This is a genomic window from Streptococcus infantis, assembly GCF_047460875.1.
Lineage (GTDB): Bacteria > Bacillota > Bacilli > Lactobacillales > Streptococcaceae > Streptococcus > Streptococcus infantis_AA.
Map to the genome: position 1 here is coordinate 285,076 of NZ_JASHFI010000001.1, position 23,307 is coordinate 308,382.

Sequence of the window (23,307 nt, forward strand, 5' to 3'; positions counted from 1 at the left end):
CTAGTTAATTTTTACAGTTACATTTGCTTTTGATACAATCTGATGATTGAGGTAAATATCATAATCAATGATAGCAGAGCGTCTGGTGTGGTGAATAATTCTAGCTTGAATCCGTAAAATGTCATCAATCTGAACAGCTTGTAAGAAATAAATCAACATTTGTTCAATGATGAGGTTACGCCCGCTATTAACGACTAAATCTTGGGTCATATGAGTCAAGATTTCTGAAAGAACACCATTTGCTAGGACACCATTTTTTTCTAACATGAAAGGTTCAACTGTAATGACAACTTCATCATGGTGATAGGACAACTTCTGCCCAATCTGTTCTGAAAAGGTTGGTAGAGCTGAAACTTGAGAACGACTCATCTTTTCCATGACGTCACGCCTAGTAATGACACCTAGTAAGGTCTGGTTACTGCGCACAACTGGAACCATCTCAAAGTCTTCAGCAATCATTCTTTGACTAACGTTAGCGATATTCGTGGCTAGTCCAGTCATATAAACAGTTCGAGTCATAACCTTGTCAATGGTCGTACCTGGTGATTTATCACCTGCATCTCGCATGGTTACTACGCCAACGACAACCTGATGCTGATTAATAACAGGAAAACGGCTACTTCTATTTTTACGAACCAGGTCTAAATAGTCTTTAACTGTGTCTGTTTCCTGTAAATAACCATATTCATGACTAGTACGATAGATTTTTTCGACTGTCAGAATATCTGTCTTAATCTGGACATTTGACAAGGCTCGGTTAATCATGGTCGCAATCGTGAATGTGTCGTGTTTACTACGTAAAACTGGGATATTTTTCTTATTGGCTGATTCTAAAACATCTTCGTGAACTTCAAATCCACCTGTTACTAGAACTGCATTTTCGTTTTCAAGTGCCAATAATTGGATTCGCGTTCTGTCTCCAACAATGACGAGTCCACCATCGTGAAGATAGGATAGAATATTATTTTCAGTCATGGCACCGATGGAAAATTTGCTAAATTCTCTATCTAACCCATCCTGACCTGCCAAAATTTCTGATCCTGTGACTTCTGCAATCTCTGCAAAGGTTAATTTTTCAATTGCTACTTTTTTAGATTTTACCCGAACTGTTCCACTACGTGGTCTGGTTTCAACCAAACCTCTGTTCTCAGCCTCTTTGATAGCCCGATAAGCAGTACCATCACTTACTCCGAGTCGATTTGAAATACTGCGAACACTAACGCGTTTTCCTACTGGTAATTCTTCTAAATAAGCCAATATGTCCTGATGTTTACTCATTCAGATCTCCTTTAGTATAGCGGAATTCTAGATAATCTCGCATCTTTCGGGTATAGCGATCACTGCCTTTAAAGCGACGATAAAGACTAAAACCTGACTTTTGCGCTACCTTCTGACTAGCACTATTTTCCAAATGCGTTACGATTGATAATTGCTTTAAGCCAAATTGATCCATTGACAATTCACATAACTTAGTTACCGCTTCTGTCATATATCCCTTAGACCAATACTCTTTCTTTAAAAAATAGCCAATTTCCGCTTCCTTCTTAATCTCATCAAGTTTCTCAAACTTGATGGAACCAATCATCTTCTCATCCTTCTTATCGCAGATCGCCCAGATTCCCAAAGGTGACTTCATAAAATAGTTGGCAAGGGCATATTGACTTTCTTCAAGACTGGCTTGAGCTGGAAAGATAAATTGTAGATTCTCCGGATCAGATGCTAGAGCATGAAAGTCAGCAGCGTCGGCAAAAAAGAAGGGACGGAAATATAATCGTTCCGTCTCATAGAAAGAAAACATTGCTAATTTTGTCCAGATATTCATATTAATCCTCTAAGATTACTCTTCGATTAGTTCAATATCTGCTCCGAGGTTCCGTAATTTCTCGATAATATTTGAGTAGCCTCGAAGGATAAATTCAACATTGGTAATCTCCGTTCTTCCTTCAGCCATCAAACCAGCAATCACCAGTGCTGCACCTGCACGTAGGTCTGTCGCCTTGACATTTGCACCGTGTAAAGGATTGCCTCCTTTATAAATGATGTGATCGTTTGTTGTGGAGATATCTGCATTCATTTTTGCCAACTCGAAAACATGGTTGACACGTTTTTCATAAATGGTGTCAATCAATGTTCCACGCCCCTCTGCTTTTAATAGCAAAGGTGTAATGGGTTGTTGAAGGTCAGTGGCAAAACCTGGATATGGAGCTGTCTTAATATTGATCGCCTTTAAGTTAGATTGTTCTTCAACAAAAATACTATCTTCAGACACAGTCATACGAACACCCATTTCATCCAATTTGGCAATGAAACCTTCCAAGTGCTCGTACAGGACATTATTGATACGAATTCCTTGACCAACAGCTGCAGCCATAGAAATATAAGTACCTGCTTCAATACGATCTGGAATAACTTGGTGGCGTGTTCCATGAAGACTCTCAACACCATCAATGATGATCATGTCAGTACCTGCACCACGGATGTGAGCTCCCATATTATTCAATAGAGTAGCCACATCGATAATTTCAGGCTCACGGGCAGCATTCTCAATGACTGTACGGCCCTGGGCTTTGACGGCTGCTAACATGGTATTAATAGTAGCACCTACACTGACTGTATCCATGTAAATATTTGCACCATGTAGCATTGAACCCTGAGCAGAGAGATTCATGTTATCTCCCTCATAGCTTGTCTTAGCTCCCATCGCTTCAAAAGCTTTTAAGTGTAGGTCAATTGGACGTGGACCTAAGTCACATCCACCTGGTAACCCTACAGTTGCTTCACCGAAACGTCCCAAAAGGCTACCGTAAAAGTAATAGGAAGCGCGAAGACTGTTAATTTTACCATAAGGCATCGGTTTATTCTGAACACCACGAGGGTCAATCTCTAAAACATCATCATAGCGTTTGACACTAGCTCCCATGATTTCCATAATTTCAATAAGACTTGCCACATCAGAGATGTCTGGAACACAATCCAGAATCACCACATCATCAGCTAAAATAATGGCGGGTATCAAAGCAACGACACTATTTTTAGCACCGCTAATCGTGATTTCCCCTTTTAATGGTCTTCCACCGTTAATGACAATTTTTTTCATGTTATACTCTTTCACTATTTAATATGAAGGTCTTACCCTATATTATACCATATTTGATTCATAATAGCTATTCCTATGAAAGAAATAAGTCAACACTCGTCTTTAGATAGGCTTGAAAATCTTAGAAATAAGTTCGCATTTCTATCTGATTTTAGAAATGGGTACCAAACTGGGTATCAAAACAAAAAAACAGGCTCTCCGAAAACTCGGAAAGCCTTATTTAATGCTACTTCTAGCTTCCTCGCCTTTACATTTCAAGGCTCGGGATAAAAAGGTTCACTGGACCTTTTTATTTTGCGATTGGGTAAACAGAAACTTGTTTTTTATCGCGACCTTTACGTTCAAAGCGTACTACGCCCTCAACTTTAGCGAACAAAGTATCGTCTCCACCACGTCCAACGTTTACACCTGGATAGATGTGTGTACCACGTTGACGGTAAAGGATAGATCCACCTGTTACAGTTTGTCCGTCAGCTGCTTTAGCTCCAAGACGTTTCGCTTGTGAATCACGTCCGTTTGATGTAGAACCTCCACCTTTTTTGTGGGCGAAAAGTTGCATGTTAGTAAGAGTCATTTTTAACATAATGTTTTCCTCCGTGTTAGTTTTCTGTGATAACTCTGGTTTGGACGAACTCAGAAGAGTCCTCCGATAAGTTTGCCATTCCTAAGAAAAATGATTCAAAGAATAACTGAGTCATTTCTCTCTGATGTGAAGGGATATCTTTAGGAATTTCCACCATTAGATAACCATCTTCATCTTCGTTTAATTGTAAGATTGGTTCATAGCCTGCAAATTTCTCAATTGAATTGACAAAGTTAGTGGCAAGCGTAGAAACCGATGCACACACGACGTCAAAGCCGTTTTCGCCAATTTTGGCGTGTCCAGTAATCTCCGCACTCCTCAGCTCGCCATCTTCGGCTCTCTCAAAGACTGCTTGTATCATGTGTTCTCCTTAAAATTAAGCGTTGATTGCGTTGATGACAACTTTAGTATATGGTTGACGGTGACCTTGTTTACGGTGGCTACCTTTTTTAGGTTTGTACTTGTAAGTAACAACTTTCTTTTGTTTTCCTTGTTTTTCAACAGTTCCAACTACAGTAGCTCCAGCAACAAGTGGAGTTCCGACAACAGTGTTTTCACCACCAACAAGAACAACTTCGTTAAAAGTAACTTCTTGACCAGCTTCAACGTTCAATTTTTCAACGTAAACTGCTTGACCAACTTCAACTTTAACTTGTTTTCCGCCAGTTTTGATAATTGCGTATGTGCTCATTATGCACCTCCTATGATTTTTTGGGGTTTCCCCGTATTTTTGTGAAGACTCGCCTAGCATCGTGGGACGAACCACTTAAAAGAAGAGCTCTCAGTATAATAAAGAATAAACTAGGAATTGCGCCGAAGACATAACTTATGTTAGGCGAGGCAATAATGACGAAGTTTAAATTTGTAATACGACGAGCAACGATGTTCGTGCGGTTGCACAGGACTGTGCATAGTCAACTCTACAAGTATAGCACGATTCCTATTTTTTGACAAGCATTTATCATCAAAATTAAGCTTTTTCTCCGACTTTTTTCCTCCAATTAGCAAAAAGCATACTTAGATAAAAAATACTCATCATGATTGGAATCCCTAAAATTGTCTTCTCTTCATAAAAAATACTCAGATAAGCTGAGACAACAACTCCTAGAACAAAACTCGATAACAAACTTACAAAGATTAGACCTTCTCGCAAAAAGGGAGTATGTTTGGTTCGAACATAGTCCCCGAAGGCCAGCATCGTTCGTTTAATATTGCCCGTCATAAAAGCATTATTATAAGCAATACCCGAAACTTCACCGAAGGCTGTTGTCACAAGTCCCATACAAAAGGCCAGGGGAGGAACAATGTAAATATTATCAACTGTCAGGGGGACAAAGCCGATGATTATAGATAAAATTGCCAGAGGGACCAGAGATAAAATCGGTTTTTTGACAATTCTAAACTTGTCCTTGTAAATGGTTAGTACAAAAACTCCCAACATAAAAGACAGAAGGGTCAATATTTTCACTTCAGCATCTGCTACATTGCGCTGAACGATTCCAACTGATAAAAAAACGACATTTCCCGTTTGGCCTGCAACTAGAGTATTTCCACGTATGATAAAGGTATAGGCATCTACATAACCCGCACAAAAAGTCAAAAAAAGCGCCAATCTTTTTGAATGACGAGAAATTTTTCTCATAGGTAATAATCTCATACTACACTCCTATTTTTTCTGAATCTATTGTACCATTTTTTGAGGAAAATTCGAAGTGTCAAATAAAAGAATTGTCTCCCTTTGGCTAGTTTAGTCTATCTGTGATATAATGAAAGCAGTCATTACTTGTAGAAAAGGAGATTTCATGCTTAAACTCGGTATTATCGGTACTGGTGCAATCAGTCACCACTTTATAGAAGCTGCTCATACTAGTCAGGAATTCCAGTTAGTGGCTGTTTATTCAAGAAAGCTCATGACTGCTCAGCAATTTGCTAGTTCCTATACAGATGTTAGTCTATTTGATAATTTAGAGGATTTCTTCCAGTCTGAATTTGATGTTGTCTATATCGCAAGTCCAAATTCTCTGCACTTTACTCAAGCCAAGGCCGCTTTATCTGCTGGCAAACATGTTATCCTTGAAAAACCAGCGGTGACTCAACCACAAGAATGGAGAGAGTTAATTCAAATAGCTCAGGAGAATCACCGTTTCATCTTTGAAGCAGCCCGTAACTATCATGAGGAAGCTTTCACAACTATTAAAAACTTTTTAGTAGATAAGGAGGTTTTAGGGGCAGACTTCAACTATGCCAAGTATTCTTCTAAGATGCCAGACCTTCTTTCTGGAAACACTCCGAATGTATTTTCAGACCGTTTTGCTGGTGGGGCTCTCATGGACTTGGGAATTTATCCGATCTATGCTGCGGTTCGCTTGTTTGGAAAGGCACTTGATGCGACCTATCAAGCTCAGCAACTTGACAACACCATTGACTTAAATGGAGATGGTATCTTATCTTATCCCGGTTATCAAGTCCATATCAAGGCTGGTAAAAATATTACTTCTAATCTTCCTTGCGAAATATATACAACAGATGGAACCTTGACGCTCAACACTATTGAACATGTCCGCTCAGCTATTTTCACAGATCATCAAGGTAATGAAACACATCTACCTATTCACCAGGCACCTCATACCATGACTGAGGAGGTCGCTGCTTTTGCTAACATGATCAAGCAGTCAAACCCAGAACTTTACCAAGCTTGGTTAGAGGATACGTCACACGTCCATAACCTAATTTACACTTTGCGCCAGACTGCTGGCATTAGATTTGAGGCAGAAAAATGAAAACCAAACTACCTACAGAATGGCTAGAGCTAACCGAAAAACTCGGCTTTCAAGAATTCACACCTATTCAAACTCAGCTTTTTGATCCGATTTTAGACGGTCAAACCCTCCTTGGCGTCAGTCCAACAGGAACTGGTAAGACCCTTGCTTATCTCCTACCAAGTCTTCTTCGTCTACAAAAGAAAAAAGCGCAACAACTATTGATTTTAGCACCAAATACTGAACTGGCTGGTCAGATTTTTGAGGTAACTAAAACCTGGGGTGAAGCTATTGGCTTGACTTCTCAGCTCTTCCTGTCAGGTTCGAGTCAGAAACGCCAAATCGAACGACTGAAAAAAGGACCAGAAATTCTAATTGGAACTCCTGGTCGTATCTTTGAACTGATTAAATTGAAGAAGATCAAGATGATGAATGTGGAGACTATTATACTTGATGAGTTTGACCAGTTGCTAGATGATTCTCAAATCCACTTTGTAGAAAAGATTACCCACTACGCACCTCGTGACCATCAACTTATTTACATGAGTGCCACTACCAAGTTTGACCAAGATAAGATTGCGCCTAACACGCGCACCATCGATCTCTCTGATCAAAAGTTGGACAACATTCAACACTTCTACATGCAAGTAGACCAACGTCATCGAGTAGATATGCTTAGAAAACTGGCACATGTCGAGGACTTCCGCGGACTGGTATTCTTCAATAGCTTGTCAGACCTTGGAAGTGCCGAGGAAAAATTGCAGTATCGTGATGTTTTAGCTGTTTCATTAGCTAGCGATGTCAACGTCAAATTTAGAAAAGTTATCTTAGAAAAATTCAAAGATAATCAGCTAACACTACTTCTTGCGACAGACCTTCTAGCTCGTGGTATCGACATTTATAGCCTGGAATGTGTGCTCAACTTTGACGTCCCTAGAGATATTGAAACCTATACTCACCGTGCTGGACGTACAGGTCGTATGGGTAAAGAGGGATATGTTATTACCCTCGTTACACATCCAGAAGATCTTAAAAAACTTAAGAAATTTGCAAGTGTACGTGAAATTGTCTTGAAAAATCAAGAACTCTATATCAAATGAGAGTGGGACAGAAATCGGTAATTCGTTAGAATTCGATTTCGTCGTCCCACCTCCGCACAGTTGAGTAGGGCTGTAAAAGATGATGAAATCAGCGTAGTAGAGCCCACTCAACCACTGCGTCTTGCTCGACAATCCAAAGACAATTGAGAGGCTAGGACTTTTTGTCCCAGCCTCTTTTTTTATCCCCAGGTAATTTCTAAGCGATAGTCCGCAAATGGATTTCCTTCTTTGTTTTGTAGTTGATAGGCTAGTTCAATCTTTTGCTGATCAACTTGATAATGGTTTGTTTGGATGATAAACTCCTGTATCCCCATTGGTGTAGGAATATAGGCTAAACTATCAGCTTCCTTCAGAAAACGCATGATGGTCTTAGGATTGGAAAATCGAGACATCACCAACTCTGTATCATTAAACTTGAGCACCACTTTTTCCTTCTCCTCATTGTAAAAAAGGAGATAGGAAAAATCACCTTTCTCACGTAACTCAACGTCATAAAGTTGGTCGATCACTTCCAATTGTTCATCAAATTGGATGGTATTTCTCATTCGAATCTTCACTTCAAGTCCTCTTTCTACACTCTTATCCTACTATTTTACCAAAAACTGTAGCTTTTTGCTATAATGGTTTTATGAATGAAAAAGTATTTCGTGACCCTGTTCACAATTATATCCATGTTGATAATCAGATTATCTATGACTTAATCAATACCAAAGAATTTCAACGCTTGCGTCGTATCAAGCAGCTCGGAACATCCAGCTATACCTTTCATGGTGGAGAACATAGTCGTTTCTCTCACTGTCTGGGAGTTTACGAGATTGCACGTCGCATCACCGAGATTTTTGAGGAAAAGTATCCTAAAGAATGGGATCCTTCGGAGTCCCTTCTAACCATGACTGCAGCCCTTCTTCATGACTTAGGACATGGTGCCTACTCGCATACCTTTGAAAATCTCTTTGATACCGATCATGAGGCGATTACGCAGGAAATTATCCAAAGCCCCGAAACAGAGATTCACCAGGTTCTTTTACAGGTAGCTCCAGATTTCCCCAAAAAGGTAGCTAGTGTTATAGACCATACTTATCCAAATAAGCAGGTGGTCCAACTGATTTCGAGTCAAATCGATGCAGATCGTATGGACTATCTCTTACGTGACTCCTATTTTACAGGGGCTTCTTATGGAGAATTTGACTTAACACGTATCTTACGAGTTATTCGCCCTATCGAGAACGGAATTGCCTTTCAACGAAATGGCATGCATGCCATCGAAGACTATGTTCTTAGTCGTTATCAAATGTATATGCAGGTTTATTTCCATCCTGCCACACGTGCTATGGAAGTCCTTCTGCAGAATCTTTTGAAACGTGCTAAAGAACTTTATCCAGACAACAAAGAATTCTTTACTCTTACATCCCCGCATCTACTCCCATTTTTCGAAAAAAATGTTAGCTTAGCTGACTATCTATCTTTGGATGACGGAGTTATGAATACCTATTTTCAACTATGGATGACCAGTCCTGACAAGATTTTAGCTGACCTATCACAACGCTTTGTCAATCGCAAGGTCTTTAAATCCATTACCTTTTCACAAGAAGATCAAGAACAGCTTGCATCTATGAGAAAACTGGTTGAAGACATCGGCTTTGACCCTGAATATTACACAGCTATCCATAAGAACTTTGACCTTCCTTATGATATCTATCGCCCTGAATCTGAAAACCCACGAACGCAGATTGAGATTATACAAAAAAATGGAGAACTGGCCGAACTCTCTAGCCTGTCTCCTATCGTCCAATCCCTTGCTGGCAGTCGCCACGGAGATAATCGTTTTTATTTTCCGAAAGAAATGTTAGACCAAAACAGCATCTTTGCAAGCATCACCCAGCAATTTTTACACTTAATTGAGAACGATCATTTTACACCAAATAAAAGCTAAAAGAGGAAATTTATGAGTATTAAACTAATCGCTGTCGATATCGACGGAACCCTTGTCAACAGTAAGAAGGAAATCACTCCTGAAGTATTTGCCGCTATTCAAGATGCAAAACAGGCAGGTGTCAAAGTTATGATTGCAACTGGACGTCCTATCGCTGGCGTTGCCAAACTTCTAGATGACTTGAAATTAAGGGATGAAGGTGACTATGTAGTGACCTTCAACGGTGCCCTTGTCCAAGAAACAGCTACAGGGCATGAGATTATCAGTGAATCCTTGACTTATGAAGATTATCTAGATATGGAATTTCTCAGTCGCAAGCTCGGTGTCCATATGCACGCTATTACCAAGGACGGCATCTATACTGCCAATCGCAATATCGGAAAATATACCGTTCACGAATCAACCCTTGTCAGCATGCCAATCTTCTATCGTACACCTGAAGAAATGTCTGATAAGGAAATCGTCAAATGTATGTTTATTGATGAGCCTGAAATTCTGGATGCCGCTATTGAAAAGATTCCTGCAGAATTTTATGAGCGCTACTCCATTAATAAATCTGCTCCTTTCTACCTTGAGCTCCTTAAAAAGAATGTAGACAAGGGGTCAGCTATTACTCACTTGGCTGAGAAACTAGGATTGACCAAAGATGAAACCATGGCTATCGGAGACGAAGAAAATGACCGTGCCATGCTCGAAGTCGTAGGTAACCCAGTTGTTATGGAAAACGGAAACCCAGAACTCAAAAAAATCGCCAAATACATCACCAAATCTAATGACGAATCTGGCGTTGCTCATGCCATTCGAACTTGGGTGTTGTAGAAGAAATGGATACATGAAAACCGCTCAGCAGAGCGGTTTCAGATTGAAGTCAAAAAGATTTCAGTTTTTATAAATCTTAATTATTAATCCCTTCAAATTTATAATTAAATGCGAAAAACGAACAAAGTAGAATTCTGATTAACAGAAAACTATTTTTGTTCGCTTTTTTTATTTAAGCTCGGACTTTTGTCCCAGACTCATTTTTATTTTATAATTTATAATTTATTTCCGACATTGATTCGGTTAATAGCACGTTGCAATGCAATTTTAGCACGGCGCTCTTGGTCAATTAAGTGTTTGTCTTGTGCTTCTTCGATTTCACGTTCTGCACGAAGTTTAGCACGTTCTGCACGACTAACATCAATATCGCGCGCACGTTCAGCTGAGTCGGCGATGATGGTAATGACATCTTTAGCAATCTCGATGATTCCACCGTTTACTGCAATCCAGTTCACATGAGATTCATCATCGATGCGTTTAACCTTTACTTCATCAACTGCTAGAACCGCAATCATATTTTCATGTCGTGGCAAGATCCCCATCTCACCATCCAGAGTTCGTACCGATACAAAGCTGGCATGGTGATCATAGACGAGGCCATCTGGTGTCACGATCTGGACAGTTAAATGTGCCATAGATCACCTCTTAAAATCCCATTTTTTCAGCCTTAGCAATAACATCTTCGATTGAACCTACTCCACGGAAGGCATCTTCTGGGAGATGATCGTGTTTTCCATCAAGAATTTCCTTAAATCCACGAACTGTTTCCGCTACTGGAACATAAGAACCTGGTTGACCAGTAAATTGTTCCGCAACGTTGAAGTTTTGTGAAAGGAAGAACTGGATACGACGAGCACGTGCAACCAAGGTCTTTTCTTCGTCAGAAAGTTCATCCATACCAAGGATGGCAATGATATCTTGCAACTCATGGTAACGTTGAAGCACACGTTTCACTTCTGCAGCTACTGCATAGTGCTCTTCTCCAACAATTTCAGGTGCCAAGGCACGTGAGCTTGAAGCAAGTGGGTCAACGGCTGGGTAAATTCCCAATTGAACCAATTTACGCTCCAAGTTTGTTGTTGAATCCAAGTGAGCAAAAGCTGTTGCTGGCGCTGGGTCAGTATAGTCATCCGCTGGCACGTAGATAGCCTGGATAGAGGTTACAGACCCCTTCTTAGTTGAGGTGATACGTTCTTGCAATTGACCCATTTCAGTTGCGAGTGTTGGTTGGTAACCAACGGCTGATGGCATACGACCCAAAAGGGCAGACACTTCTGAACCAGCTTGTGTGAAACGGAAAATGTTGTCAATGAAGAGAAGAACGTCTTGACCTTCTACATCACGGAAGTATTCAGCAATTGTCAAACCAGTAAGGGCAACACGCATACGTGCTCCTGGTGGCTCATTCATTTGACCAAATACCATGGCTGTTTTTTCGATAACGCCTGATTCTTTCATTTCCCAGTAGAGGTCGTTCCCTTCACGAGTACGTTCCCCAACACCAGTAAATACTGAGATTCCACCGTGTTCTTGGGCAATGTTGTGAATCAATTCTTGGATCAATACGGTCTTACCAACTCCGGCACCACCGAAGAGTCCGACCTTACCACCTTTAAGGTAAGGGGCAAGAAGGTCGATAACCTTGATCCCGGTTTCTAGAATTTCTGAAGAGGTAGACAATTCATCAAAAGTTGGTGCTTTTTTATGAATTGGCTGACGCTCTGCATCTTCACCAAAAGGAGCTTCCAAGTCAATGGTATCTCCCAAAACGTTGAAGACACGTCCTAGAGTTTCTTTCCCAACTGGTACTGAGATTGGACGGCCTGTGTCCAATACTTCCAAACCACGAGTCAAGCCATCAGTTGATTCCATAGCGATGGTACGAATCATACCATCTCCCAACTCCAAGGCTACTTCAAGGACGATTTTTGTTTTTCTTTCGTCATTTTTGTAGACGACAAGTGCATTGTTAATCTCAGGAAGTTTTTCCCCTGCTGCAAACAAAACGTCTACAACGGGTCCGATAACCTGAGCAATTTTACCTGAACTCATCTCCTTCTCCTATTCTATATAAGATACTGTCGGTTCCTAGACTTGCTAGGTCCTAAGTTCATTCATTTGAGCAGGATGGCTTTATTCTAAAGCGCTAGCTCCTGCCACGATTTCTGTGATTTCTTGTGTAATCGCCGCCTGTCTGGCACGGTTATACTGAATGGTCAAATCATTAATCACTTTTTTAGCATTATCAGTCGCAGTTTGCATGGCTGTCATACCTGCAGCATTTTCAGCTGTCTTAGCATCAATAATAGCACCATAAATCATACTTTCAGCAAATTGTGGTAGTAATTGATCCAAGATTTCTTCACGACTTGTTTCAAGGTCAAAGGTCAAGCTATAGTTCTCATCCGCTTCATTTGGATCCAAGTCCACAATTGGAAGCATCTGTTCTACACGCATTTGACTTGTCAGTGTATTCACATGGTGGTTGTAGCAAACATAGAGCTCATCGAAAAGTTCATTTTGATACATTTCAATGGTTTTTGAAATAATCTTGCGCACTTCATCGAAACTCGGTTGATTTGCAAGACCACGCAATTCATAAATTGGCTGAATTCCACGTGCTTTGAAGAAGTCTGCCCCCATACCACCAATACAGATAACTTCAAAATCATCACCTGAAGGATGGTATTCCTTCTGAATTTCCATGACTGCCTTCAAGATTGAAGAGTTATAGCCACCAACTAGACCACGGTCTGATGTAATGACGATATAACCAGTTTTCTTGACTGGTCGGCTAATCAACATCGGATTTGTTGATCCACCTGCTCCATCCCCATGAAGGATATCTGTAAGGAGTTTACGGACTTTTTGAGCATAAATTTGGAAGTTTCGAGCAGCTTCTTCAGAACGACCTAACTTAGCTGCAGATACCATCTGCATAGCGTTAGTAATTTGACTAGTATTTTTTGTTGAGGCGATTTTTGTTTTAATATCATTTAGAGATACTGCCATCTGACACCTCTATTCTTATTGGAAGCTGGATTGATTGAGAAACTCGGTAATCGCAGCATCCAAGACTGCTTCTTCTGGCAAGTCTTTTGTTTCACGAATGGTTTCCAAAATCTCAGGATGTTGCGCATCAAAGAAGTCATGGAATTCGGCTTCAAAGCGGACAATATCATCTACTGAAATAGTATCCAAGAAACCATGTGTCAGAGCATAAAGAATGGTTACTTGTTTCTCAACAGGTAATGGCTTATGAACTGGTTGTTTCAATACTTCAACAGTACGACGACCACGGTTCAATTTAGCCTGAGTAGCTGCATCCAAGTCTGAACCAAATTTAGTGAAGGCTTCCAACTCACGGTATGAAGCAAGGTCGATACGAAGGGTACCAGCAACCTTCTTCATTGCTTTAATTTGAGCAGAACCACCTACACGAGATACAGAAGAACCTGCATCGATGGCTGGACGGATACCTGCATTAAAGAGACCATCGCCAAGGAAAATTTGTCCGTCCGTAATAGAGATTACGTTGGTCGCGATATAGGCTGAGATATCTCCTGCTTGTGTCTCGATAAATGGTAGAGCCGTGATAGATCCACCACCAAGCTCATCAGATACTTTTGCAGAACGCTCAAGTAGACGGCTGTGAAGGTAGAAAACATCCCCTGGGAAAGCTTCACGACCTGGAGGACGGCGAAGCAAGAGAGACAGTTCACGATAAGCTACCGCTTGTTTTGATAAATCATCATAAACGATCAACACATGCTTACCTTGGTACATAAATTCTTCCGCCATGGCAACCCCAGCATAAGGAGCTAGGAAGAGCAATGGAGATGGTTGTGAAGCAGAAGCTGTCACAACAATTGTGTAATCCAAGGCACCGTACTGACGAAGTGTTTCCACTTGTGTACGAACTGTTGATTCTTTTTGTCCAATCGCTACATAGATACAAATCATATCTTGACCTTTTTGGTTCAAGATAGCGTCAATAGCGATAGTTGTCTTCCCTGTTTGACGGTCACCAATGATCAACTCACGTTGGCCACGACCGATCGGAACAAGGGCGTCAATAGCTTTCAAACCTGTTTGCAATGGTTCTGAGACAGACTTACGTTGCATAACACCAGGCGCTGGTGCTTCAACCGGACGAGTCTTGTCTGTATTAATCGGACCCAAACCATCCACTGGACGACCTAGTGGATCGACAACACGTCCAATCAAGCTATCACCAACAGGGACTTCCATGATTTTACCCGTACGACGAATTGTATCGCCTTCACGGATATCTGTAAAGTCCCCAAGAATGATGATACCAACATCAGTTGACTCTAAGTTTTGCGCCATACCATAAGAGCCGTTTTCAAAAATCAACAGCTCTCCACTCATGGCATTTTCGAGGCCATGAGCACGCGCAATTCCGTCTCCGATGTAGGTTACAACACCTGTTTCAGTCACATCAAAATTGGGTTTGAAATTTTCAATTTGTTGCTTAATTAAAGCGCTGATTTCTTGTGCGTTAATTGCCAAAAGAACACCACTTTCTATTTCAAATTTTCCTTAACAACTTTAAGTTGTTGTTTAATACTAACATCAATTGTCTTGTGATTGGCAAAAATAACAAAACCACCAATTAGACTTTCATCGATTTTTTCTTTAATACTCCGCACTTTAAGAGACATTTTTTTCTCTATCAATGGGAGCAAACGTTCCTTCTGTTCATCTGTTAAAGGATGTGCAGAAGTAATTGTCACTTCAAACCGATTGGTTTCTTTTTCAAGACGATTCAAACAATCTACAATCACTTCATAAAAAAGATTAACTCTGTGATTGTACACCAAAACTTGAATCAAATTTTGTAAAAATGGTGACACAGAATCCTGGAAAAGACAAACTGTTTTTTCCTTATCAGACTCATCTACTGCCACTTGAGCCAAAAAAGAAGGCAAGCCTGTTTCTTCAGCGACTTGCTTAATTTGAGCCAAGTCAGAAAAGATGCGGTCTTCTTCTCCTTTTTCAATCACTAATTGGACAAAAGGCATGCTGTATTTTTCAATTACCTTTAGTGTCTTTTTGTCCATTAAGCTTCTCCTAGCTGATCAATATACTGATCAATGAGTTCTTTATGGGCCTGACCGTCAAGGTTTTGAGAGATAATTTTTCCAGCAAGACTGATTGTTAAGTCTGCCACCTCTCCCTTAACACTTTGTATAGCTTCAGCTTTATTTTGAGCAATTTCTTGGTTGGCTTTTTCTTTTAAGCGACCTGCTTCAAGTTTAGCTTCAGCTAAGATGTCGGCTTTACTTTTCTCAGCTGTTTCCTTTGCATTCTCGATAATAGTTTTAGCTTCGGTACGGCTTCCTGCTAGCTCAGCTTCTCGTTTACTTGCTAGTTCCTCTGCCTTTTTACGAGCTAGCTCAGCTCCATCAATATCTGAAGAAATTTTTTCAGCACGTTGATCCAAAATACTGGTAATATTTCCCCAAGCATATTTCTTAACTAAAAAAATTAATAAAAGGAAGGAACCAGCGATAAGAATAAAGTCACCGATAATGGTACTAATAGTTAAATCCATCTTCTAATCCTCCTCTACTTACTCTTCCCCTTCATTTATTTTTTTACCAATGTACATAGATGACAACATGGTAAATACATAAGCTTGAATACATGAAATGAAAATCGAAAATGCTGTCCATAACATGTTTGCAATAAAGGCAAAAGGATACCAATACAAGGCATGTTGTGACAAGGCCAATAGCAATCCTGCTAAAACCTCACCGGCAAAAATATTTCCGTAAATCCGAATCGCCAAGGAGGCAAAATTGGTGAACTCTTCTAAAATGTTCATCGGAGTCATAAAGCCAGGTGTAACAAATGCTCTCAAATATTCTTTAACGCCTCTACGACGAACTCCTTCTACATGAGCAATCAAAGTGATCAATAATGAGAGGGATAAATCGTATCCAAGGTTGGCTGTTGGAGAAGTCCACAAGTTATAACCGTTTGTTGTTTGTACTTTTGCCATTAAACCAATATTATTGGCAACCAAGATAAACAAGAATAGAGAAAATAGGAACAAGGAATAGTCCTTGATGTATGAATCTCCAATATTTGGTTTTGCAAAACTAACCACAAAGTCATAAATCATCTCAAGAGCATTTTGTTTGCCCTTGGGACGGATGGTCATTTTTCGACTTGCCCAATAGACAAAGGCAAAAACCATCAAAACAGTTACAAGAGACATGGCAAGCAGGGTCAAATCAAAGGATATTGGTCCAATATTAACGGTTGGATTCAAACTTTCTTCCATGGTTTGACACCTCCATTTCTAAATAGAGTTGTCTATTTAATGACAAATGCCATCGCTAGGGTTACAAAGAAGGTACCTTCTACAAAGGCAACACCAAGAATTAAAAGGCTACGTAGTTGATCAATAATTTCAGGTTGACGGGCAGATGCTTTGAAAAGATTACTCATAATCATTCCTTCTGCAATAGATACACCCATACAGGCAAGACAAAGTCCGAAAAATGTTAAATTCATGACGAATTCTCCTTTTTTAAAATTAAATTTACCTCCCTAGTTTAGTCCTAAAATTTGCTTTTGTCAACTTTTTACATACCTTGTAAGCGTTTCAGAAGAAATATTTCTACTTTTGCTATTTTTAAAGTAAAAATGCTGTTTTTTTACCAAAAGAGCTTCAAAAAATCTGTACATTTTACTTTTTCTGCAAACAAAAAAAATCTGAGAAAAAAAAACTCAGATTTTTGATTTTTTTAGGCACGAACTGTGACGCTTGTTCCATCTTCTTTATAGAGATTAATGAGTCCTTCTTTGAGTGCACGAACCATGTCCCCTGCTTGCACAAGTTGTGGAACCTTGATAGTCAAAAGTTCCATTGGATTAGGTGCGCGGTCAATTTTATTACCTTTAGCATCATGAAGGTCTTCGATAAAAGTTTCAAAATGACGGAAGCCTGGACCGTAGAACTCAACTTGGTCGCCTTCGTTGATAACATTACGTTGACGAATAGTTGCAGTTTGTGTTGCAGCATCATAAGCTACTACTTCAGCAACAAACTTGTATTCTGGAATCTTACGACGAGCTCCGAAAAGTTGCTCATTTTCAGATGGTGTTCCGTAGTAGAAACCTGTAGCCAACTCACGTTGGGCAACCTTCCACATTTCATCAATCAAGTCTTGCTTAATAGCTTCAAACTTTTCAGGGCTCTCAAGATAGGCATCAACAGCTGCCTTGTAGCAGTTTGTTACTGTTGAAACATAGTGGATGGACTTCATACGGCCCTCAATCTTCAAACTATCCACACCATTTTCAATCATATCAGGGATATGGTCAATCATAGACATATCAACAGCTGACATAGAGAATTCTTCAGGAATTTCTCCCTTGAGACTCTTACGTTCCTTACCGAACGGCATATCGTAAAGGTCATATTTCCAACGACAGGATTGTGAACATCCACCACGGTTGGCGTCACGCATACTCATGTGGTTAGAAAGGGTACAACGACCAGAGTAAGAGATACACATAGCTCCATGTACGAAGGCTTCAATCTCTACGTCTGTACGTTTGCGAATTTCTGCCAATTCTTCCATAGAAACCTCACGCGCCAAAACAACGCGAGTCAATCCAAGTTCTTTCCAGAATTCTAGGGTTTCGTAGTTAGTCGCACTAGCCTGGGTTGAAAGGTGGATTTCAAGTCCTGGTGCTTCTGTTGCTGCAATCATGATCAAGGCTGGATCTGATACGATAACTGCTGCAATACCAATATCACGCAACTTACGGAACCACTCACCAGCACCAGCTTCATTTCCTTCGTGCATAACCATGTTGGCAGCTACATAGACCTTAGCACCGTACTTGGCCGCAAACTGGACTCCTTCTTCCATCTGTTCGAAAGTGAAGTTACCTGCACGGCTACGTAGACCATAGGCCTGACCACCGATAAAGACTGCATCTGCTCCATATTGAACAGCTACTTTTAGTTTTTCTAAAGTTCCTGCAGGTGATAAAACCTCAGGACGTTTTAAAGTTTTTGTCATTTTTTCTCCTATTTACAATATAAAAGTTTGACACCGATCTTAACTATTTTATAGTAAACAGGACGCAAAATCAAGCCTTGATTGATTGTTTAGACAATTTTAATTTTTAGATTTCTCTGAAAACGTTATTGAACAGTTTCAACATTCCAAGTAGTCCATCCCTTGAAACGAATGGCACCTTGCTGGTTGGTATGGTGAACCTTACTAGTCTTTTCTCCCTTTTCTAGCACACTAGCTTGATGTCGGTTTTTAAAGCTTTTCTTCTGATCTTCTGAGATGATAATGAGTTTAGGATTCATTATATTAAAATTCTCTAAATCTGAGTAGCCTTTGGAAGCCGTTTGACTAGTTATGACAACATCTACTTGTTGATTTGAATATTGCTTAGATAATTCCTTTTCCTTGATATCTTTAGCGAAAAGAAAAGTTTGATTTAAGAGTTTTCCATGGAGAAATAGGGAGTCCGAAACCTCTCCAGATTTATCTCCGCTTAGATGGCTCACCTCTAATCTACTGCCAAAGATAGACAAGTCTTCTCCCTTTTTAATGGCTCCTACCTTGACCTTACTACTCTTCAACTTTTCTACAAAAACTTTTTGCTCTAAAATCTCCTCTGGCAATAAAATTTCACCTATTTTAAAAGCCTTAGTTAACTCTAGTAGATTTCCTAGTTGCTTAGCATCACCAGTTGTTAAAACTAACTGGTCAAGCTTAGCCACACCTCGACTTTTCAGATAGGGAATCAAGTTTCGCTGGGTAGTGCTTGATGAAACTTTCTCCTGCCAGCCCTCTTTCTTTTCACTTTCTTTCTCCCTTCCGACATCAATCAGGATAGTCTTTCCAGTCATATCCCTCAATAAAATACTACTTCCTTGGTCCATAGCTAAAACTGTGATTTCATTTTCAATAGGGTGCTTGGTTACTAAAAAGAGAGAGGCAACTAAGAAAGCTAATAAAGTTAGTCTTTTGAAGTTTTTTCTAAGGTCATAGAGTAATGCCAATGCGATTAAGAGTGCCAGTAAAATCCAAACACTCGGCTGACCAAAGACAATCGGACGACTTGATAGTTGATAAACAAAGCGTATGATACTTTCTAACCATTCAAAGATAAAGTTAAACTGAGTGAACGGGTATATCATTGACAAACAAAAGAGAATTGATAAGAGGGGCAATAAAACCATGTCAAATAAGAAAGAAAAAGCAAAAGTTAGGACAATTGACCACGGTTGAAATTCAGAAAAGTAAAACGATAAAATTGGCAAGATTCCCAAGGAAATAATAAAACTCTCTCTGACAACAGCTTTTATGCCTTGACCTTCTTTACTAGTCATAGTTAGGATAAAGGCATAGGCGCAGGAAAGAACTCCTCCAGCAGTTAGGAAAAAGTTTGGCATGACTATAAACAAAAGGAGGACTATCATAGCAAAGTTATCCAAGCCCTTTAAACCATGCTGGGACAAGATTTTTTGTAGCAGACTTCTAATCACAGATGCTGAAAATCCTGTCAATCCTGCATAAAACAAAGAAAATGGATAAGCTAACCATTTGAACTTCTCTTGCGTCAAACCCAAACGCAAGAGTGATTTTTTAAAAACATTCATAAAGAATCCGACTTGCATTCCTGACAAAGCAAATAGGTGAATAATTCCGAGGCTAGAATAGAGTTCATTCATTTCCTCAAAGTCGGTGTCCAAATGCCCCAATAAGAGTCCCGTCATATAATTGCGCATGGGGTCGGGAAAATTCCTTTTTATCCAGACAACTGCTTTTCTTCGTAAACTAGATAAATTTTCTCCAATATCCAAACTGCTCGTGGTTTTCATATCTGAAATTTTCGAAATGGTCAAGGTTTGATAAATCCCTTGACTTTTTAGATAGTTGCGATAATCAAAGCCACCAAAATTTCTTGCCCCTTGAGGGCTAGCTAATTTCCCTTCCAAAGTAATATCATACAGATCTGTTACATTTTGAAAGTCTTCTTTTTCTGCTTCTGATTGAAGTTTATAATAGACCTGAAACATTCGTCCTTCAGCTTTACCACGAAAAGAAAGACTGTCCCCATTCACCTTGATGGTGTCAGGTAATATTCGAACAGTTTCGACAGAAGAAAGCAAGTTTTGACTTGCTTCTTCTTGTTGCCATTTTTGAAATAAAAACCAACTAGCAAATAGTCCACAAATCAGAAGAACCTTTAGTACAACTTTCCAAGGATGGTGGATAAAAAGACAAAATACTAAAAATACAAACCCCAAAAGTGCTAAAAAACTAGCTGAAAAGATTGTATAGTAAAGCCAGAGCAAGAGAAAGCTGAGATAGATTTTTGGAATTGGAAAGCGACTAATCCACTGTAACATACTCTTTTAACTTTTCTATCGTTTTTGCACCAATACCAGAAACCTTTTTGAGCTCGTCTACTGACTTAAACTTACCATTGGACTCACGATGGTCAATAATGTCCTGAGCGCGTTTAGCACCTAATCCTTTGACTTGTTTTAACTCTTCAAGACTGGCTTTATTGAGATTAACCTTCTTGCTTTCCTTATTTCCAGTAGCATTTGAATAAGACTCTTGGTTAGCCGCTTCTTCCTTAGTAGGGACATAGACCAGCGCTTCATCACTAATCTTCTGGGCAAGGTTGATAGACTTACTATCAGCATTATCTGTCAATCCACCAGCTTTTTGAACAGCATCATTGATACGACTTCCAACTGGCAAATCATAGATTCCAGGTGATTTGACAGCCCCTTTGACATCGACAGTAATCAGATCTTGCTCCACCACCTCTTCCTTCTGATTTCCATCTTCCTTTACATCCGTTGAATCCTTTGGAATAGCTATAACTTCAGACTGCAAATTACTTTCCTTAGCAGGTGTTTGAGCGACTGGTTTTAAGAGGAAAAATCCACCTAAAACCAAACCCAAACCAGCACAGATAACAATGATTTTATATTCTTTGATTTTCTCAATAAGTTCTTCCATATTTTCACCTCTCTTAGCTTATTCGTAAGAGAAAGAAAAAACAGCTGAAAAATCTTTTCAACTGCTTACTTATTTGCAAAATAATCTTCCTTGGTTAAAATGTAATGTACACGTGTTACAATTCGTCCTGGTTCTTTATAGTCCATTCTAGCATATGGTTCTTCGTGGGAGAAGTGCATACCTGATTTCTCCATGACTTTTCCTGACGCAGGATTATCCTTATCGTGAAGGGCTGTCAACTTATTCATCCCAATCTTTTCAAAAGCCAGTTTAATGACGGCACGATTGGCTTCTGTCGTCAAACCTTGATTCCAATATTTTTGATTGATAATGTAACCAATGGCTGCCTTCTTAAGAACAGTATCCATCTTGTGCAGATCAATGGTTCCGATAAATTCTCCAGTACTTTTTAGTTCAATTCCCCATCGACCCAAGGGATTGGCTAGATAAAATTTAGCAATATTGTTCTTGGTTTCCTCTAAACTTTGATTGGTTGGAAAAGTGTAGCGCGTATTTTCTTTATTTGAAGCATACTCAAACATGGCTTCTGCATCATCGAGCGTTACTGGTCTAAGTACTAAGCGTTCAGTTTCGATGATTGGATGCTTAGCTAATTTGATAAATAGTGATTCCATGATTGTACCTCCTAAAATAGGTTGGTAAAAGAATAACATAAAAGAAATAGGTTTACAAGTTTTTCTTGCAATTTATAGCGGTTTCATATAAAATATAAACATCACAAGAAAAGGCTGGGTACTTCCTGTGATGATTTAGTATTAGAACCTAGATGTTAAAATAAGGAGCAAACCTCTATGTTAATTGGAATTCCAAAAGAAATTAAAAATAATGAAAATCGTGTGGCTTTGACACCTGCTGGTGTACAAAGTCTTGTTGGTCGTGGTCACCGTGTCCTCATTGAAACAAATGCGGGTCTTGGATCTGGTTTTGCTGATGCTGACTATGAAAAACAAGGAGCTGAGATTGTAGCTACAGCTGCTGAAGCCTGGGCTGCAGAGTTAGTTGTTAAAGTAAAAGAGCCACTTGCTAGTGAATATCAATTCTTGCGTGAAGACTTACTTCTCTTCACCTACTTGCACATGGCAGCAGCCCCAGAATTGGCGGATGCTATGCTTACAGCTAAAACAACGGGTGTTGCTTATGAAACTGTACGCGATACCGAAGGTCAACTTCCTCTATTGGTTCCAATGAGTGAGGTTGCAGGTCGTATGGCTGTCCAAATCGGAGCTCACTTCTTAACGAAACAAGCTGGTGGTTCTGGAGTTCTTTTAGGTGGTGTCCCAGGTGTACCAAAAGGAAAAGTAACCATTATCGGTGGTGGTGTCGTTGGTACACACGCAGCCCGTATCGCTCTTGGGTTGGGAGCTCAAGTAACAATTCTTGATATCAGTGCTAAACGTCTCTCTGTACTTGAAGATGTCTTTGGTCACCAAATTCAAACTTTGATGTCTAACCCATTTAATATTGAAGCAAGTGTGCGTGAAGCTGACGTTGTTATCGGTGCAGTATTGATTCCTGGTGCTAAAGCTCCAAAATTAGTGACAGATGACATGGTTCAACAAATGCGTCCTGGTTCTGTCATCGTTGACGTTGCTGTAGACCAAGGCGGCGTTATCGCTACAGCTGACCGTGTGACAACCCATGATGAACCTGTATATGAAAAACACGGGGTCCTTCACTATGCGGTTGCCAACATTCCTGGAGCAGTTGCCCGTACTTCTACTATTGCCCTTACAAATGTGACCCTTCCTTATATCGAAGCCTTAGCAGGTAAAGGATTTAAGAAAGCAATCCTTGAAGATGCTGGTTTGCGTGAAGGGGTTACAACTTACCAAGGTCAATTGACTAGTCAACCAGTTGCAGAAGGCTTGGATCGTGACTTCACTTCAATCAGTGAACTTGTCTAAAATGATTTATAAATTAAAACTACAAAAATAAGAAGCTACATAAAAA

The 23,307-nt window shown here is 39.8% G+C and carries 25 protein-coding genes and 1 other annotated feature; of the genes, 5 read left to right on the forward strand and 20 right to left on the reverse strand.

Annotated features, from left to right (window positions below; all coding sequences use genetic code 11):
- From spxR to QM887_RS01440, 7 genes are all read right to left on the reverse strand, one after another.
- Positions 1–1,278: a CBS-HotDog domain-containing transcription factor SpxR gene (gene spxR, locus QM887_RS01410; protein WP_414270175.1), complete on the reverse strand. Its 1,278-nt coding sequence runs from the start codon at positions 1,276–1,278 to the stop codon at positions 1–3.
- On the reverse strand, positions 1,271–1,822 hold the full coding sequence (locus QM887_RS01415) for a GNAT family N-acetyltransferase (protein ID WP_414270176.1): 552 nt from the start codon (positions 1,820–1,822) through the stop codon (positions 1,271–1,273). The genes spxR and QM887_RS01415 overlap by 8 nt, the downstream gene beginning before the upstream one ends.
- 15 nt (positions 1,823–1,837) lie before the next feature.
- Positions 1,838–3,097, reverse strand: a complete 1,260-nt coding sequence (locus tag QM887_RS01420) for a UDP-N-acetylglucosamine 1-carboxyvinyltransferase (RefSeq protein WP_414270177.1) — start codon at positions 3,095–3,097, stop codon at positions 1,838–1,840.
- A 289-nt stretch (positions 3,098–3,386) separates the two neighbouring features.
- Positions 3,387–3,680, reverse strand: a complete 294-nt coding sequence (gene rpmA / locus QM887_RS01425; protein ID WP_075229047.1) for a 50S ribosomal protein L27 — start codon at positions 3,678–3,680, stop codon at positions 3,387–3,389.
- A gap of 16 nt (positions 3,681–3,696) precedes the next feature.
- Positions 3,697–4,041: a ribosomal-processing cysteine protease Prp gene (locus QM887_RS01430; protein WP_075229048.1), complete on the reverse strand. Its 345-nt coding sequence runs from the start codon at positions 4,039–4,041 to the stop codon at positions 3,697–3,699.
- 15 nt (positions 4,042–4,056) lie between these two features.
- Positions 4,057–4,371: a 50S ribosomal protein L21 gene (rplU, locus tag QM887_RS01435; protein WP_000109141.1), complete on the reverse strand. Its 315-nt coding sequence runs from the start codon at positions 4,369–4,371 to the stop codon at positions 4,057–4,059.
- Between the two features lie 35 nt (positions 4,372–4,406).
- Positions 4,407–4,586: a sequence feature (ribosomal protein L21 leader region), on the reverse strand.
- A gap of 64 nt (positions 4,587–4,650) precedes the next feature.
- The gene (locus tag QM887_RS01440) at positions 4,651–5,337 is read right to left on the reverse strand and encodes a YoaK family protein (RefSeq protein ID WP_414270178.1); all 687 of its coding nucleotides are present in this window, start codon (positions 5,335–5,337) and stop codon (positions 4,651–4,653) included.
- Positions 5,338–5,482: 145 nt separating this feature from the next.
- Between QM887_RS01440 and QM887_RS01445 the strand changes: the two genes are divergently transcribed.
- A complete protein-coding gene (locus QM887_RS01445; protein ID WP_414270179.1) occupies positions 5,483–6,460 on the forward strand; it encodes a Gfo/Idh/MocA family protein in 978 nt (325 codons plus the stop codon).
- Positions 6,457–7,539: a DEAD/DEAH box helicase gene (locus QM887_RS01450; protein ID WP_414270180.1), complete on the forward strand. Its 1,083-nt coding sequence runs from the start codon at positions 6,457–6,459 to the stop codon at positions 7,537–7,539. The genes QM887_RS01445 and QM887_RS01450 overlap by 4 nt, the downstream gene beginning before the upstream one ends.
- A 179-nt stretch (positions 7,540–7,718) precedes the next feature.
- Here QM887_RS01450 and QM887_RS01455 read toward each other — a convergent pair whose 3' ends face one another.
- Positions 7,719–8,096, reverse strand: coding sequence for a DUF1934 domain-containing protein (locus tag QM887_RS01455; protein WP_414270181.1), 378 nt, complete (start codon positions 8,094–8,096; stop codon positions 7,719–7,721).
- Between the two features lie 71 nt (positions 8,097–8,167).
- Between QM887_RS01455 and QM887_RS01460 the strand changes: the two genes are divergently transcribed.
- Together QM887_RS01460 and yidA are read left to right on the forward strand one after the other, a co-directional pair.
- On the forward strand, positions 8,168–9,472 hold the full coding sequence (locus QM887_RS01460) for an HD domain-containing protein (RefSeq protein ID WP_414270182.1): 1,305 nt from the start codon (positions 8,168–8,170) through the stop codon (positions 9,470–9,472).
- Positions 9,473–9,484: 12 nt separating this feature from the next.
- Positions 9,485–10,291 (forward strand): sugar-phosphatase, encoded by an 807-nt coding sequence (yidA, locus tag QM887_RS01465; RefSeq protein ID WP_414270183.1) that lies wholly within the window; start codon positions 9,485–9,487, stop codon positions 10,289–10,291.
- A 215-nt stretch (positions 10,292–10,506) separates the two neighbouring features.
- Here yidA and QM887_RS01470 read toward each other — a convergent pair whose 3' ends face one another.
- From QM887_RS01470 to QM887_RS01525, 12 genes are all read right to left on the reverse strand, one after another.
- Positions 10,507–10,926: a F0F1 ATP synthase subunit epsilon gene (locus QM887_RS01470; RefSeq protein WP_414270184.1), complete on the reverse strand. Its 420-nt coding sequence runs from the start codon at positions 10,924–10,926 to the stop codon at positions 10,507–10,509.
- A 10-nt stretch (positions 10,927–10,936) separates the two neighbouring features.
- Complete coding sequence (atpD, locus tag QM887_RS01475; protein ID WP_414270185.1) at positions 10,937–12,343, reverse strand: F0F1 ATP synthase subunit beta; 1,407 nt, start codon at positions 12,341–12,343, stop codon at positions 10,937–10,939.
- Between the two features lie 81 nt (positions 12,344–12,424).
- Positions 12,425–13,303: a F0F1 ATP synthase subunit gamma gene (locus tag QM887_RS01480; RefSeq protein WP_414270186.1), complete on the reverse strand. Its 879-nt coding sequence runs from the start codon at positions 13,301–13,303 to the stop codon at positions 12,425–12,427.
- A gap of 15 nt (positions 13,304–13,318) precedes the next feature.
- Entirely contained in the window at positions 13,319–14,824 is a 1,506-nt protein-coding gene (gene atpA, locus QM887_RS01485) for a F0F1 ATP synthase subunit alpha (RefSeq protein ID WP_414270187.1), read from the reverse strand.
- 14 nt (positions 14,825–14,838) lie between these two features.
- Entirely contained in the window at positions 14,839–15,375 is a 537-nt protein-coding gene (locus QM887_RS01490; protein ID WP_414270188.1) for a F0F1 ATP synthase subunit delta, read from the reverse strand.
- Entirely contained in the window at positions 15,375–15,869 is a 495-nt protein-coding gene (gene atpF / locus QM887_RS01495) for a F0F1 ATP synthase subunit B (RefSeq protein ID WP_414270189.1), read from the reverse strand. The genes QM887_RS01490 and atpF overlap by 1 nt, the downstream gene beginning before the upstream one ends.
- A gap of 18 nt (positions 15,870–15,887) precedes the next feature.
- On the reverse strand, positions 15,888–16,604 hold the full coding sequence (gene atpB, locus QM887_RS01500) for a F0F1 ATP synthase subunit A (RefSeq protein WP_004253312.1): 717 nt from the start codon (positions 16,602–16,604) through the stop codon (positions 15,888–15,890).
- Positions 16,605–16,636: 32 nt separating this feature from the next.
- The gene (locus tag QM887_RS01505; protein ID WP_414270190.1) at positions 16,637–16,837 is read right to left on the reverse strand and encodes a F0F1 ATP synthase subunit C; all 201 of its coding nucleotides are present in this window, start codon (positions 16,835–16,837) and stop codon (positions 16,637–16,639) included.
- Between the two features lie 233 nt (positions 16,838–17,070).
- Positions 17,071–18,357, reverse strand: coding sequence for a peptidase U32 family protein (locus QM887_RS01510; protein WP_414270191.1), 1,287 nt, complete (start codon positions 18,355–18,357; stop codon positions 17,071–17,073).
- A gap of 125 nt (positions 18,358–18,482) precedes the next feature.
- A complete protein-coding gene (locus tag QM887_RS01515; RefSeq protein ID WP_414270192.1) occupies positions 18,483–20,711 on the reverse strand; it encodes a ComEC/Rec2 family competence protein in 2,229 nt (742 codons plus the stop codon).
- On the reverse strand, positions 20,695–21,336 hold the full coding sequence (locus QM887_RS01520; protein WP_414270193.1) for a helix-hairpin-helix domain-containing protein: 642 nt from the start codon (positions 21,334–21,336) through the stop codon (positions 20,695–20,697). The genes QM887_RS01515 and QM887_RS01520 overlap by 17 nt, the downstream gene beginning before the upstream one ends.
- 65 nt (positions 21,337–21,401) lie before the next feature.
- Positions 21,402–21,971 (reverse strand): GNAT family N-acetyltransferase, encoded by a 570-nt coding sequence (locus QM887_RS01525; protein ID WP_414270194.1) that lies wholly within the window; start codon positions 21,969–21,971, stop codon positions 21,402–21,404.
- Positions 21,972–22,148: 177 nt separating this feature from the next.
- Between QM887_RS01525 and ald the strand changes: the two genes are divergently transcribed.
- Positions 22,149–23,261, forward strand: coding sequence for an alanine dehydrogenase (gene ald, locus QM887_RS01530; protein ID WP_414270195.1), 1,113 nt, complete (start codon positions 22,149–22,151; stop codon positions 23,259–23,261).
- Positions 23,262–23,307 lie beyond the last annotated feature (46 nt).